Here is a 12,587-nt window from a genome sequence, read left to right on the forward strand (position 1 = left end):
ATTCTTCCGACCCCTTACAGCTTCATCAGGCTGGCGTCGTCGACCGAGGCCGAGTGGCGGGTACGGAACAGCGACACGATGATCGCGAGCCCGACCACGACCTCCGCGGCGGCGACGACCATCGTGAAGAACGCGATGATCTGGCCGTCGAGATTGCCGTGCATCCGGGAGAAGGTGACGAACGCGAGGTTGCAGGCATTGAGCATCAGCTCGATGCACATGAACACCACGATCGCGTTCCGCCGGATGAGCACACCGGTCGCGCCGATCGTGAACAACAGGGCGGCTAGGTAGAGGTAGTTGACCGGGTTCACTTCGACGCCTCCTCGGTCCTCTTGAGCGCCGGACGCTCCTCCTCGGACCGCTCCAGGCGCTCCGCGGCCCGCTGTTCGAGGGCCTTCAGATCGCCGATCGCCTCCTCGGACACATCACGGATCTGACCGCGCTCGCGCAGGGTCTTGTTGACGGTCAGCTCGGACGGGGTGCCGTCCGGGAGAAGACCGGCGATGTCCACCGCGTTGTGCCGGGCGTAGACGCCGGGGGCCGGAAGCGGCGGAAGGTGCTTGCCCTCGCGCACCCGCTGCTCGGACAGCTCGCGCTGGGTCCGGGCGCGCTCGGTGCGCTCGCGGTGGGTGAGCACCATGGCGCCGACCGCGGCCGTGATGAGCAGGGCACCGGTGATTTCGAAGGCGTACACGTACTTGGTGAAGATGAGGGCCGCCAGGCCCTCCACATTCCCGTTCGCGTTGGCCTTGCCCAGGCCGTCGAAGTCCTTCAGGGACGCGTGGGCGATGCCCGCGAGGAGCAGGACGCCGAAGCCGACCCCGCACACAAGGGCCAGCCAGCGCTGGCCCTTGATGGTTTCCTTCAGGGAGTCCGCCGCGGTGACACCGACGAGCATCACCACGAACAGGAACAGCATCATGATCGCGCCGGTGTAGACGACGATCTGCACGACCCCGAGGAAGTAGGCGCCGTTGGCGAGGTAGAACACCGCCAGCACGATCATGGTGCCGGCCAGGCAGAGCGCGCTGTGCACGGCCTTCTTCATGAAGACGGTGCACAGGGCGCCGATCACCGCGACGGTGCCGAGGACCCAGAACTGGAAGGCCTCTCCCGTGGAGGTGGTGTAGGCGGCAAGTTGCGGGCTCATGCGTCGGCCCCCTGTTCCTCGGGCTTCTCTCCCTTGGAGACGGCCACCTGACGCACCGTGCCGGGCGCGGCCTCCGTCACCAGACCCCGGTAGTAGTCCTGCTCGTCCGTCCCCGGGTAGATGGCGTGGGGCGTGTCGACCATGCCCTCTTCGAGGCCTGCGAGCAGCTGCTCCTTGGTGTAGATGAGGTTGGCGCGGCTGGAGTCGGCGAGCTCGAACTCGTTCGTCATCGTGAGCGCGCGGGTGGGGCACGCCTCGATGCACAGCCCGCACAGGATGCAGCGGGCGTAGTTGATCTGGTACACCCGCCCGTACCGCTCGCCCGGCGAGTAGCGCTCCTCGTCCGTGTTGTCCGCGCCCTCGACGTAGATCGCGTCGGCGGGGCAGGCCCAGGCGCAGAGCTCGCAGCCGACGCACTTCTCCAGGCCGTCCGGATGGCGGTTGAGCTGGTGCCGTCCGTGGAACCGCGGGGCCGTGGTCTTCTTCTGCTCCGGGTACTGCTCGGTCAGCCGCTTCTTGAACATGGCCTTGAAGGTCACGCCGAAGCCGGCCACGGGGTTCTGGAAACCGGGCTTGGTCTCCTTGGGCTCCTCAGCCATCGGACGCCTCCTTTCCATCCGAAGATCCGTCACTGGCAGTGTCCGGTCCACCACTGACAATCAGCTCCCCCTGGCCGCGCGAACGGCGCCGCGGTACCGGCGGCAGCGTCTGACCGGGCAGCGGCGGGACGGGGAATCCGCCCGCCATCGCGTCGAATGCGGCCGGCCCCTCGGCGGGCCGTTCGCCCTCCGTGGCCTTCGCGCGGAACATGTCGATGACGAACGACACCAGCAGCAGCGCAAGGATGCCGCCCGCGACATACAAGGCGATGTCGGCGAAGCCGTAGTTCTCGTTGCGCAGCACCCGCACGGTCGCCACGAGCATCAGCCAGACCACGGAGACCGGGATGAGCACCTTCCAGCCGAGCTTCATCAGCTGGTCGTAGCGGACGCGCGGCAGCGTTCCGCGCAGCCAGATGAAGAAGAACAGCAGCAACTGGACCTTGACGACGAACCAGAGCAGTGGCCACCAGCCGTGGTTGGCTCCCGCCCAGAAGGTGCTGATCGGCCACGGGGCCCGCCAGCCGCCCAGGAAGAGCGTGGTCGACACGGCCGAGACGGTCACCATGTTCACGTACTCGGCGAGCATGAACATCGCGAACTTGATCGACGAGTACTCGGTGTTGAACCCGCCGACCAGGTCGCCCTCCGACTCGGGCATGTCGAAGGGGGCACGGTTGGTCTCGCCGACCATCGTGACGATGTAGATGATGAACGAGACCGGGAGCAGCAGGATGAACCAGCGGTCGTGCTGCTGCTCGACGATCCGCGATGTCGACATCGACCCCGAGTAGAGGAACACGGAGGCGAAGGCGGCGCCCATGGCGATCTCGTACGAGATCATCTGCGCGCAGGAGCGCAGACCGCCCAGCAGCGGATAGGTGGATCCGGAGCTCCAGCCCGCCAGCACGATGCCGTAGATGCCGACCGAGGCGATCGCGAGGATGTAGAGCATCGCGATCGGCAGGTCGGTCAGCTGCATCGCGGTGCGGTGGCCGAAGATCGAGATCTCGTTGCCGGAGGGCCCGAAGGGGATCACCGCGATCGCCATGAAGGCCGGGATGGCCGCGACGATCGGCGCGAGGACGTAGACCACCTTGTCCGCGCGCTTGACGATGACGTCTTCCTTCAGCATCAGCTTCACGCCGTCGGCGAGCGACTGGAGCATGCCCCAGGGGCCGTGCCGGTTGGGGCCGATGCGCAGCTGCATCCAGGCGACGACCTTGCGCTCCCACACGATGGAGAACAGCACGGTCACCATCAGGAAGGCGAAGCAGAAGACCGCCTTGATGACGACCAGCCACCACGGGTCGTGGCCGAACATGGAGAGGTCTTCAGCGGCGAGGTACGGGCTCATGCCTCCACCTCCTTGGGGGCGTCGACGGTGGACGTCGCCGGGCCGATGCGGACGAGGGTGCCGGGCAGCGCGCCGGTGTCGGAGGCGACGCCGCCACCCGTGGAGTTCAGCGGGAGCCAGACGACGCGGTCGGGCATCTCGGTGATCTGCAGCGGGAGTTCGACGGTTCCGGCGGGGCCGGTCACGGCGAAGGTGTCGCCGTCCTTGACGCCCGCCTCGGCAGCGGTGGCGGCGGACACGCGCGCGCGTGCCGCGTGCCGGGTGCCGGCGAGCGCGTCGTCGCCCTCCTGGAGACGGCCCAGGTCGAGCAGCAGCCGGTGGCCCGCGAGCACGGCCTCCCCGGCTGCCGGGCGCGGCAGCTGCCCGCCGATCTCCAGAGGGTTGTTCGCCCGTGGTCCGCCCCATGCGCCGAGCCGGTCCAGCTCCAAGCGCACGGTGCGCAGATCGGGCAGGCCCAGATGGACGTCCATGGCGTCGGCGAGCATCTGGAGCACACGCGCGTCGGTGGGTGCCACGGAGCGGGTCATCTGGTCGGGCTTGAGCGCGGCCTCGAAGAAGCGGGCCCGGCCCTCCCAGTTGAGGAAGGTGCCGGCCTTCTCGGCGACCGCCGCGACCGGCAGCACCACGTCCGCGCGGTCGGTGACCTCGCCGGGGCGCAGCTCGAGCGAGACCACGAAGTCCACCGCGGAGAGTGCTTCACGCGCGCGTGCCGGATCGGGCAGGTCGGCGACGTCGACGCCGGCGACCATCAGGGCCCGCAGTTCGCCCGTGGCCGCGGCCTCCACGATCTGACCCGTGTCCCGGCCGTAGCGGTGCGGGAGTTCGGCGACGCCCCACGCGGCGGCGACCTCCTCCCGCGCGCGCGGGTCGCTCGCCGGACGGCCGCCCGGCAGCAGCGAGGGCAGGGCGCCCACCTCGACCGCCCCGCGCTCCCCGGCCCGGCGCGGGATCCACACCAGGTGGGCGCCGGTCGCGGCCGCGGTCCGGACGGCGGCGGTGAGTCCGCCCGCCACGGCGGCGAGGCGTTCGCCGACGACGATCACCGCGCCCTCGGTGCGCAGGGCCTCGGCGGCCCGTACGCCGTCCTCCTGCAGGCCGACCTTGCCGGCCAGCGCGTCCAGCCACTCGGTCTCGGTGTCGGGCGCGGCGGGCAGCAGGGTGCCGCCGGCCTTCGCAAGGCCCCGGGTGGCGTGTGTGGCGAGCGAGAACACCTGCTGTCCGTGTCCGCGCCAGGCCTTGCGCAGCCGCAGGAAGACGCCGGGCGCCTCCTCCTCGGACTCGAACCCGACGAGCAGGACGGCGGGTGCCTTCTCCAGGGAGGTGTACGTGACACCCGTACCGTCGAGGTCGCGTCCGCGACCCACGATCCTGGCGGCCAGGAAGTCGGCCTCCTCACCGCTGTGCACGCGCGCGCGGAAGTCGATGTCGTTCGTTTCGAGGGCCACGCGTGCGAACTTGCTGTACGCGTAGGCGTCCTCGACGGTGAGCCGGCCACCGGTCAGCACACCGGCCCGGCCCCGCGCGGCGAGCAGGCCCCGTGCGGCGATCTCCAGCGCCTCGGGCCAGGACGCGGGCTCCAGTTCACCGGATTCGCCGCGTACCAGCGGGGTGTCGAGGCGGTCCCTCATCTGCGCGTACCGGAACGCGAAGCGCCCCTTGTCGCAGATCCACTCCTCGTTGACCTCGGGGTCGTTCGCCGCGAGGCGGCGCATGACCTTGCCGCGCCGGTGGTCCGTGCGGGTCGCGCAGCCGCCGGAGCAGTGCTCGCACACCGACGGCGACGAGACGAGGTCGAAGGGCCGCGAGCGGAAGCGGTACGCCGCCGAGGTGAGCGCACCCACCGGGCAGATCTGGATGGTGTTGCCGGAGAAGTACGACTCGAAGGGGTCGCCCTCGCCGGTGCCGACCTGCTGGAGTGCGCCGCGCTCCAGCAGCTCGATCATCGGATCGCCCGCGATCTGGTTGGAGAACCGGGTGCAGCGGGCGCACAGCACGCACCGTTCCCGGTCCAGCAGCACCTGGGTGGAGATCGGGACGGGCTTCTCGTAGGTGCGCTTGCCGCCCTCGAAGCGGGACTCGGCGTGGCCGTGCGACATGGCCTGGTTCTGCAGCGGGCACTCGCCGCCCTTGTCGCAGACCGGGCAGTCCAGCGGGTGGTTGATGAGCAGCAGCTCCATCACACCCTTCTGGGCCTTTTCGGCGACGGGCGAGGTGAGGTGCGTCTTCACCACCATCCCGTCCGTGCACGTGATCGTGCAGGAGGCCATGGGCTTGCGCTGGCCCTCGACCTCGACGATGCACTGGCGGCAGGCGCCGGCCGGGTCGAGCAGAGGGTGGTCGCAGAAGCGGGGGATCTCGATGCCGAGCTGTTCGGCGGCACGGATGACCAGGGTGCCCTTGGGCACGCTGATCTCGATGCCGTCGATCGTCAGCGTGACGAGGTCCTCCGGCGGGACCGCCGCCCCTCCCCCTCCCGAGGGAGCGCTGGTGGTCACAGTCATGCGGTCACCTCCGCGGGCTTGTCCGCCCAGGCCGTGGACTTGGCCGGGTCGAAGGGGCAACCCCGGCCCGTGATGTGCTCCTCGTACTCCTCGCGGAAGTACTTGAGGGAGGAGAAGATCGGCGAGGCGGCGCCGTCACCGAGGGCGCAGAACGACTTGCCGTTGATGTTGTCGGCGATGTCGGCGAGCTTGTCGAGGTCGGACATCACGCCCTTGCCCGCCTCGATGTCCCGCAGCAACTGGACGAGCCAGTACGTCCCTTCGCGGCAGGGTGTGCACTTGCCGCAGGACTCGTGGGCGTAGAACTCGGTCCAGCGGGTGACGGCACGGACCACACAGGTCGTCTCGTCGAAGCACTGCAGGGCCTTGGTGCCGAGCATGGAACCGGCGGCGCCCACGCCCTCGTAGTCGAGCGGGACGTCGAGGTGCTCGTCGGTGAACATCGGCGTCGAGGAGCCGCCCGGCGTCCAGAACTTGAGGCGGTGGCCGGGCCGCATGCCGCCGCTCATCTCGAGCAGCTGGCGGAGCGTGATGCCGAGCGGGGCCTCGTACTGACCGGGGCTCGCGACATGGCCGCTGAGCGAGTAGAGCGTGAAGCCGGGTGACTTCTCGCTGCCCATCGACCGGAACCATTCCTTGCCCCGGGTCAGGATCGCGGGAACGGACGCGATGGACTCGACGTTGTTCACCACAGTCGGGCACGCGTAGAGGCCCGCGACCGCAGGGAAGGGGGGACGCAGCCGCGGCTGGCCACGGCGGCCTTCGAGCGAGTCGAGCAGTGCGGTCTCCTCACCGCAGATGTACGCGCCCGCGCCCGCGTGCACGGTGAGTTGGAGGTCGAGTCCGCTGCCCAGGATGTTCTCGCCGAGGTAGCCCGCCGCGTAGGCCTCGTCCACGGCCGAGTGCAGCCGGCGAAGTACGGGGACGACCTCACCCCGCAGATAGATGAAGGCATGCGACGACCTGATGGCGTAGCACGCGATGACGATGCCCTCGATGAGGCTGTGCGGGTTCGCGAAGAGGAGCGGGATGTCCTTGCAGGTCCCGGGCTCCGACTCGTCGGCGTTGACAACAAGATAGTGAGGCTTGCCGTCGCCCTGCGGAATGAACTGCCACTTCATTCCGGTCGGGAATCCCGCGCCGCCGCGCCCGCGCAGTCCGGAGTCCTTGACGTACGCGATCACGTCGTCCGGCGACATGGCGAGCGCCTTGCGGAGCCCCTCGTACCCCTCGTGCCGTCGGTAGACGTCCAGCGTCCAGGCCTTCTCCTCGTCCCAGAAGGCGGACAGGACGGGTGCCAGCAGCTTCTCGGGGCTGCTCTCTCCCCCACCCTCGAACTTGCCCGGGCGGGAGGTCCCCCCGTCCTCGGTGGTCACTGTCATCACTCCCCCTCCTCCGTGACGGGACCCGCCGGGTGGGCCGGGTCAGAGGCCGATGTGTCCTGTGGCGCGTCGTGCGACCCGAGGTGCTCGGCCGGTGACGGATCGTGCACCGATCCCGGTCGCGGCTCGTCGTGCGGTCCGCCGTCCCGCGGATGCACCACGCGCGCCGTAGGGGTCTCGCCCTTGGAGAGCCGGAGCCCGATCAGCGAGGCGGGGCCCGCGCTGCCCGTCGCCTCGACGGCACCGTCCCGTTCGTCGGGGAAGCCCGCCAGCATCCGGGCGGTCTCCTTGAAGGTGCACAGGGGGGCGCCGCGGGTGGGTTCGACCTGCCGTCCCGCGCGCAGGTCGTCCACCAGGCTCTTGGCGCTCTGCGGGGTCTGGTTGTCGAAGAACTCCCAGTTCACCATCACGACCGGCGCGTAGTCACAGGCCGCGTTGCACTCGATGTGCTCCAGGGTGACCTTGCCGTCCGCGGTGGTCTCGCCGTTGCCGACGCCCAGGTGCTCCTGGAGGGCGGAGAAGATCGCGTCGCCGCCCATCACGGCACACAGGGTGTTGGTGCAGACGCCCACCTGGTAGTCACCGGAGGGCTTGCGCCGGTACATGGTGTAGAAGGTGGCGACCGCGGTGACCTCGGCCGTGGTCAGGTCCAGCATGTCCGCGCAGAACTGCATTCCGGTCCGCGTGACGTGCCCCTCCTCCGACTGGACCAGGTGCAGCAGCGGAAGCAGGGCGGACCGCGAGTCCGGGTAGCGGTCGATGATCTCGTGCGCGTCCCGCTCGAGCCGGGCTCGAACGTCGTCCGGGTAGTCGGGCGCGGGCAGCTCGGGCATGCCCAGGCTGACGCCCCGCTCCGAGGAACTGGTGGTCACCGGTCGACGCCTCCCATCACGGGGTCGATGGACGCGACGGCGACGATCACGTCGGCGACCTGGCCGCCCTCGCACATCGCCGCCATGGCTTGCAGATTGGTGAAGGACGGGTCGCGGAAGTGAACCCGGTAGGGGCGGGTGCCGCCGTCGGACACGACGTGCACGCCCAGTTCGCCCTTGGGCGACTCGACCGCCGCGTACGCCTGTCCCGGCGGGACGCGGAAGCCCTCGGTCACCAGCTTGAAGTGGTGGATCAGGGCCTCCATGGAGGTGCCCATGATCTTCTTGATGTGGTCGAGGGAGTTGCCGAGCCCGTCCGGTCCCAGGGCGAGTTGGGCGGGCCAGGCGATCTTCTTGTCGGCGACCATGACCGGGCCGGGCTGCAGCCGGTCCAGGCACTGCTCGATGATCCTCAGCGACTGGCGCATCTCCTCCAGGCGGATGAGGAAGCGGCCGTAGGCGTCGCAGCTGTCGGCGGTCGGGACGTCGAAGTCGTAGGTCTCGTAGCCGCAGTAGGGCTGTGCCTTGCGCAGGTCGTGCGGCAGGCCCGCGGAGCGCAGGATCGGGCCGGTGGCACCGAGGGCCATGCAGCCGGCCAGATCGAGGTAGCCGATGTCCTGCATACGGGCCTTGAAGATGGGGTTCCCGGTGGCGAGCTTGTCGTACTCCGGGAGGTTCTTCCTCATCTTCTTGACGAACTCGCGGATCTGGTCCACCGCACCCGGCGGCAGGTCCTGGGCGAGTCCGCCGGGGCGGATGTAGGCGTGGTTCATCCGCAGACCGGTGATCAGCTCGTAGATGTCGAGGATCAGCTCCCGGTCGCGGAAGCCGTAGATCATGATGGTGGTGGCGCCGAGCTCCATGCCTCCGGTGGCGATGCACACCAGGTGGGAGGACAACCGGTTCAGCTCCATCAGGAGCACGCGGATGAGCGTGGCGCGGTCCGGGATCTCGTCCTCGATGCCGAGGAGCTTCTCGACCGCGAGGCAGTACGCCGTCTCGTTGAAGAACGGTGTCAGGTAGTCCATGCGCGTCACGAACGTGGTGCCCTGCGTCCACGTGCGGTACTCGAGGTTCTTCTCGATGCCGGTGTGGAGGTAGCCGATTCCGCAGCGGGCCTCGGTGACGGTCTCGCCCTCGATCTCCAGGATGAGCCGGAGCACGCCGTGCGTGGACGGGTGCTGCGGACCCATGTTGACGATGAGGCGCTCGTCGTCGGCGCGGGCCGTGGACTGGACGACCTCGTCCCAGTCGCCGCCGGTGACCGTGTAGACGGTGCCTTCGGTCGTCTCGCGCGCGGAGGCGGAGGAGGGAGTATGCGTGCTCATGAGTACGACCTCCGCTGGTCCGGAGCCGGGATCTGGGCGCCCTTGTACTCGACGGGGATACCGCCGAGGGGATAGTCCTTGCGCTGCGGGAAGCCCTGCCAGTCGTCGGGCATCATGATCCGGGTCAGCGCCGGGTGGCCGTCGAAGATCAGGCCGAAGAAGTCGTACGTCTCGCGCTCGTGCCAGTCGTTCGTGGGATAGACGGAGACGAGCGACGGGATGTGCGGGTCGGCGTCGGGGGCGCTGACCTCCACGCGAAGCAGCCTGTTGTGGGTGATCGAGCGCAGGTGGTAGACGGCGTGCAGCTCGCGGCCCTTGTCGCCGGGGTAGTGCACTCCGCTCACACCCGTGCACAGCTCGAAGCGGAGCGCCGGGTCGTCGCGGAGGGTCTGGGCGACGGCCAGGAGGTACTCGCGTTCGATGTGGAAGGTCAGCTCGCCGCGGTCGACGACCGTCTTCTCGATGGCGTTCTCAGGGACGAGTCCCTGTTCCTCCAGGGCGCCCTCCAACTCGTCGGCGACCTCGTCGAACCAGCCGCCGTAGGGGCGAGTCGAGGCACCGGGGAGCCGGATGGAGCGGACGAGGCCGCCGTAACCGGAGGTGTCGCCGCCGTTGTTGGCGCCGAACATGCCGCGCTGGACCCGGATCTCCTCGCCGTGGTCGCCGCGCATGCCCGGGAGGTTCGCTGCGCCGAGGTCCTTCTCCGGGTTGACGCCGTTGCCGTTCTCCGCGGCTCCGTTCGCGCCGTTGCCCGGAGTGTTCGCGCCGTTGCTCTTCGCGTCGCTCATCGCAGCAGCCCCTTCATCTCGATCGTCGGAAGGGCCTTGAGGGCCGCTTCCTCCGCCTCGCGGGCCGCCTCCTCGGCGTTGACGCCGAGCTTGGAGGTCTGGATCTTGTGGTGCAGCTTGAGGATCGCGTCCATCAGCATCTCGGGCCGCGGCGGGCAGCCGGGCAGATAGATGTCGACGGGGACGATGTGGTCGACGCCCTGGACGATCGCGTAGTTGTTGAACATGCCGCCCGAGGAGGCGCAGACCCCCATGGAGATCACCCACTTGGGGTTCGGCATCTGGTCGTAGACCTGCCTGAGCACCGGCGCCATCTTCTGACTGACCCGGCCCGCGACGATCATCAGGTCCGCCTGGCGGGGCGAACCGCGGAAGACCTCCATGCCGAAGCGCGCCAGGTCGTAACGGCCGGCGCCGGTGGTCATCATCTCGATGGCACAGCAGGCGAGGCCGAAGGTGGCGGGGAAGACCGACGCCTTGCGCACCCAGCCCGCGGCCTGCTCGACGGTGGTCAGAAGGAAACCGCTCGGCAGCTTTTCTTCGAGTCCCATGTCCAAAGGCCCCTCAGTCCCATTCCAAGCCGCCGCGTCGCCATACATACGCGTAGGCGACGAAGACGGTGAGCACGAAGAGCAGCATCTCCACGAGCCCGAAGATCCCCAGGGAGTCGAAGGTGACGGCCCAGGGGTAGAGGAAGACGATCTCGATGTCGAAGACGATGAAGAGCATCGCCGTCAGGTAGTACTTGATCGGGAAACGCCCGCCACCGGCCGGCGTGGGGGTCGGCTCGATACCGCACTCATACGCTTCGAGCTTGGCGCGGTTGTACCGCTTCGGACCGATCAGCGTGGCCATGACCACGGAGAAGATCGCAAAGCCTGCCCCGAGGGCTCCCAGTACGAGGATGGGCGCATACGCGTTCACCGCTCCTCGCTCCTCTCAGTCGGCACTGACTGCTGGCGGTTGCCGGGCTCACAGCTGCCCCACCTGTCCCACGACCCCCGCTCGTCCCGGCGAAGATCGCGTACATGTGAAGCAGGTCACAAGCCCAACTGCCCCGCATCTTATGCCCGCCGCTATGTGATCTGCGACACGGGGGTCAGGACCTACTTTGTGATCTCCACCACCCGGCGAATGATCATGAAGTCGGATGAGCGGTGATCTTCATACGCGAAGCAGTCGAGTGATCACCAAGAGGTGACATTTTCGCTCGTCCTCGCAGGTCGGAGCGGCCTTGCAATATCAAAGTGATGGCGTTGAAAGCAAATTCGCCCTGGACCGGATCGCTTGATAGAGGAGTCCGTTCACACTTCAGGGGTAGGAGCGGTGACAGATGTGGACGTGTGCGCGCGTTCACGAGCAGGGCCGCGCCTCCACGGGCCTTCACGATCAAACGCGCACCCGTTCACGAGTGGCCCGCACCCCGAGGACGGGAGTGCACGCGTTCACGAGCCAGAGGACGCCACCGCGCGCGAGACGCCACCGCGGTGGTGACCGTTCCGTGACCTGTGCCACATCCACGTGAGGTTCCGATGAACCAGGCTTGGCCACCCGGCATATCCAGTGGTAGGTGCGGAGCAATCCGGGCGTAACGGCGAAAGGCCGTGTTCACAGCCTTGATCACCGCTGTCCGTAATGCCCGTTACGGCGTCAATAAAGAGTGACGCCCCGGCAATTCAGGGTCTCGATTGAACAACTGTGGCGCACCACACGTTTCTTGAAGGTATGGAGGAGCCCCTGGTACCGCTTGTACCCATGTCCCACACCGCTCACATACGCAGCCACCGGAAACCCCGGAACCGCAACGCGTCGACGATCGCGATGCGGGCCGGAGTCGCGGGTGGCGTCCTCAGCCTGGCCGCCGCCGGCGCCTCGGCCTCGGCCAACGCGGCCGAGCCGGTGACACAGACCCTCGAACTGCCCACCCTGACGGCCGACCTGGCCACTCAGGTCGCGCAGTCCGCCGAGGCCACCCAGCTGGCCGCGGCCAACTACCAGTTGCAGGCCGAGCGTGACGCGGCCGCCGCACATGCCGCAAAGCAGGCCAATGCGGACCTCGCAGCGGCCAAGAAGAAGGCGGCGGAGGCCAAGCGCAAGGCCGAGGCCGCCCGCCAGGCCGAGGCCGCCTCGCGCAGCACCGCGCGGACCGTCCTCTCCGCGGCGACGAGCACCGCCTCGACGTCCACGGCCACCGGTTCGGCCGCGGCGATCGTCGCCTTCGTCAAGGCGCAGATCGGTGACTCGTACGTCATGGGCGGTACCGGCCCCAACTCGTGGGACTGCTCCGGTCTTGTGCAGGCCGCGTTCAAGCAGGTCGGCGTGAGCCTGCCGCGCGTCTCGCAGGGCCAGTCGACCGCCGGCACGCAGGTCTCGCTGAGCAATCTGCAGCCGGGCGACATCCTCTACTGGGGCGGCGCGGGCAGCGCGTACCACGTGGCGGTGTACGTCGGCGACGGCATGTTCGTCGGTGCGCAGAACCCCTCGACCGGCGTCGTCGAGAAGCCGCTGTCGTACGACCCGCCGAGCGGTGCGGTCCGGGTGCTCTGACCGCATCCAGCAGCCGCACGGGTGAAGGGCCGCAGCCGCTCGGGGGCAGCGGCCCTTCCG

The 12,587-nt window shown here is 68.7% G+C and carries 12 protein-coding genes; 1 reads left to right on the forward strand and 11 read right to left on the reverse strand.

Annotation, left to right across the window (positions count from 1 at the left end):
* Positions 1 to 14: 14 nt before the first annotated feature.
* The 11 genes from nuoK to ACQEXA_RS25005 are packed head-to-tail and all read right to left on the reverse strand — an operon-like array spanning position 15 to position 10,904.
* Entirely contained in the window at positions 15 to 314 is a 300-nt protein-coding gene (gene nuoK / locus ACQEXA_RS24955; RefSeq protein WP_023547474.1) for an NADH-quinone oxidoreductase subunit NuoK, read from the reverse strand.
* A complete protein-coding gene (locus ACQEXA_RS24960; protein WP_432931188.1) occupies positions 311 to 1,153 on the reverse strand; it encodes an NADH-quinone oxidoreductase subunit J in 843 nt (280 codons plus the stop codon). Before ACQEXA_RS24960 ends, nuoK begins: the two co-directional genes overlap by 4 nt.
* Positions 1,150 to 1,752 (reverse strand): NADH-quinone oxidoreductase subunit NuoI, encoded by a 603-nt coding sequence (gene nuoI, locus ACQEXA_RS24965; RefSeq protein ID WP_359395237.1) that lies wholly within the window; start codon positions 1,750 to 1,752, stop codon positions 1,150 to 1,152. Before nuoI ends, ACQEXA_RS24960 begins: the two co-directional genes overlap by 4 nt.
* The gene (gene nuoH, locus ACQEXA_RS24970) at positions 1,745 to 3,109 is read right to left on the reverse strand and encodes an NADH-quinone oxidoreductase subunit NuoH (RefSeq protein WP_433131070.1); all 1,365 of its coding nucleotides are present in this window, start codon (positions 3,107 to 3,109) and stop codon (positions 1,745 to 1,747) included. Before nuoH ends, nuoI begins: the two co-directional genes overlap by 8 nt.
* Complete coding sequence (locus ACQEXA_RS24975; protein ID WP_433131072.1) at positions 3,106 to 5,610, reverse strand: NADH-quinone oxidoreductase subunit G; 2,505 nt, start codon at positions 5,608 to 5,610, stop codon at positions 3,106 to 3,108. Before ACQEXA_RS24975 ends, nuoH begins: the two co-directional genes overlap by 4 nt.
* A complete protein-coding gene (gene nuoF / locus ACQEXA_RS24980) occupies positions 5,607 to 6,992 on the reverse strand; it encodes an NADH-quinone oxidoreductase subunit NuoF (RefSeq protein ID WP_432931182.1) in 1,386 nt (461 codons plus the stop codon). Before nuoF ends, ACQEXA_RS24975 begins: the two co-directional genes overlap by 4 nt.
* Positions 6,992 to 7,864: an NADH-quinone oxidoreductase subunit NuoE gene (gene nuoE, locus ACQEXA_RS24985; protein WP_432931180.1), complete on the reverse strand. Its 873-nt coding sequence runs from the start codon at positions 7,862 to 7,864 to the stop codon at positions 6,992 to 6,994. The genes nuoF and nuoE overlap by 1 nt, the downstream gene beginning before the upstream one ends.
* Positions 7,861 to 9,192, reverse strand: coding sequence for an NADH-quinone oxidoreductase subunit D (locus tag ACQEXA_RS24990; protein WP_432931178.1), 1,332 nt, complete (start codon positions 9,190 to 9,192; stop codon positions 7,861 to 7,863). The genes nuoE and ACQEXA_RS24990 overlap by 4 nt, the downstream gene beginning before the upstream one ends.
* The gene (locus tag ACQEXA_RS24995; RefSeq protein WP_432931176.1) at positions 9,189 to 9,980 is read right to left on the reverse strand and encodes an NADH-quinone oxidoreductase subunit C; all 792 of its coding nucleotides are present in this window, start codon (positions 9,978 to 9,980) and stop codon (positions 9,189 to 9,191) included. Before ACQEXA_RS24995 ends, ACQEXA_RS24990 begins: the two co-directional genes overlap by 4 nt.
* On the reverse strand, positions 9,977 to 10,531 hold the full coding sequence (locus ACQEXA_RS25000) for a NuoB/complex I 20 kDa subunit family protein (RefSeq protein WP_023547484.1): 555 nt from the start codon (positions 10,529 to 10,531) through the stop codon (positions 9,977 to 9,979). Before ACQEXA_RS25000 ends, ACQEXA_RS24995 begins: the two co-directional genes overlap by 4 nt.
* A gap of 13 nt (positions 10,532 to 10,544) precedes the next feature.
* A complete protein-coding gene (locus tag ACQEXA_RS25005) occupies positions 10,545 to 10,904 on the reverse strand; it encodes an NADH-quinone oxidoreductase subunit A (RefSeq protein ID WP_030379754.1) in 360 nt (119 codons plus the stop codon).
* Between the two features lie 831 nt (positions 10,905 to 11,735).
* Between ACQEXA_RS25005 and ACQEXA_RS25010 the strand changes: the two genes are divergently transcribed.
* Positions 11,736 to 12,527: a C40 family peptidase gene (locus ACQEXA_RS25010; RefSeq protein ID WP_360990307.1), complete on the forward strand. Its 792-nt coding sequence runs from the start codon at positions 11,736 to 11,738 to the stop codon at positions 12,525 to 12,527.
* Positions 12,528 to 12,587 lie beyond the last annotated feature (60 nt).

The organism is Streptomyces sp. CA-106110 (genome assembly GCF_050936285.1).
In the GTDB taxonomy this organism is placed as follows: Bacteria; Actinomycetota; Actinomycetes; order Streptomycetales; family Streptomycetaceae; genus Streptomyces.